The sequence below is a fragment of the Paenisporosarcina sp. P4_D4 genome, from assembly GCF_056401835.1.
The window spans coordinates 1-1,249 of record NZ_JBFUIO010000304.1 but is presented as its reverse complement, the minus strand read 5'-3'; the positions used below and the strand labels follow the sequence as shown (position 1 = coordinate 1,249).

The following is a 1,249-nucleotide window of genomic DNA, read 5'->3' as shown; positions in this document are numbered from 1 at the left end:
ATCATAAACGGTATAAAATAGTATACCTTAAAGAGCAAGAGTCTTCACCCATTACTGATGAAGAAGAATGATCACTAAATGCTAAAGTACTGGAGGTGTGCAAGTTGAATATTATGGCTTCTCATCTAAGATGGACTCTCAGTTTAGTTCTCGTCTATTTGCTACTTTTTTTCACTTTTTCATTTGAAGTAATTTTTTGGTATATGTACACATTTACGATGCTGTTATTTATGTCCTTATCATTTGTTCTTGGCAAGATGGAAGATGAAATACAAACATGGGAGTACTTAATTTTCGGAATTGGTTATGGTACACTCACTTATGGACTTATTGCAACTGCATATCGCTTCTTTTCCATATTTACGGATCAAGCAGCAATTTCAGTGGAGCAATTCTTAAGTGACTTTGGACCGACTACTGTTTGGCATTATTTATTGTTGATGTTAATTATTGCCCCAGGAGAAGAATTGTTTTGGCGGGGCTTTATTCAGCAAAAATTAAAAACTTACATGAGCCCTTTCTTCGCTGTGTTGGTGGCCTCCTTACTTTTCGGATTATCCATGGCTTTCAGCGGATTTTGGTTAGGAGTGCTTGCAGCAGTCACATCCGGTTTACTGTGGGGGCTTTTGTATGAATGGAAAAAAAGCATGCCGCTCATCATTATCGCTCATATTACAATGACGATTCTACTGTTTCTGGTTTTGCCTCTCAACTCTTGAAACATATGACAACCACATCACGTCTACTACATAAAGGAGGAAATATAACATGAAAAAATCTTGGCTACTATTTGCATCATTGTCTTTAGCAATTTCCATGCTTTCTGCATGTAACTCCACAGATGAATCTAATGGTTCTGAAAGTGATAAAACTACTGTTGCGGACTCTGAAGAAACAACGGTAGATGAAACAGCTGATGAAGATGAAGCAAAAGAGGAAACAGAAGAACCAGCACCTGTTACTGAAACAAGAGGACCTGAAAAGTCACTGTCATATTCGATCAATGACGAAAAGAAAGAAGAAACCGCAAAGTTGACGGATAGTGATGAACAGAACTATTCGATCTATAAATTAGATGGCTATTCATTAACTGGGGAAGAACCTAATAAAGATTCAATATACTATGACGAAAATTCTGCCGTCTTCATGCGAGTAGAAACGATCTCCAAAGATGAAGCAGACTATGAAATTATTAGAGATACGATGATTGAAAGTATTGCAGCTGTGAGCATTGGCAAAGAACCTGTGA

The 1,249-nt window shown here is 37.3% G+C and carries 2 protein-coding genes; both read left to right on the top strand.

Annotation, left to right across the window (positions count from 1 at the left end):
- The first annotated feature begins 104 nt into the window (after positions 1-104).
- Positions 105-719, top strand: a complete 615-nt coding sequence (locus AC1DSL_RS18345) for a CPBP family intramembrane glutamic endopeptidase (protein ID WP_016427876.1) — start codon at positions 105-107, stop codon at positions 717-719.
- A 49-nt stretch (positions 720-768) separates the two neighbouring features.
- Positions 769-1,249, top strand: a 481-nt coding sequence (locus tag AC1DSL_RS18340) for a hypothetical protein (protein ID WP_477533353.1), incomplete at its 3' end; no start/stop codon positions are given.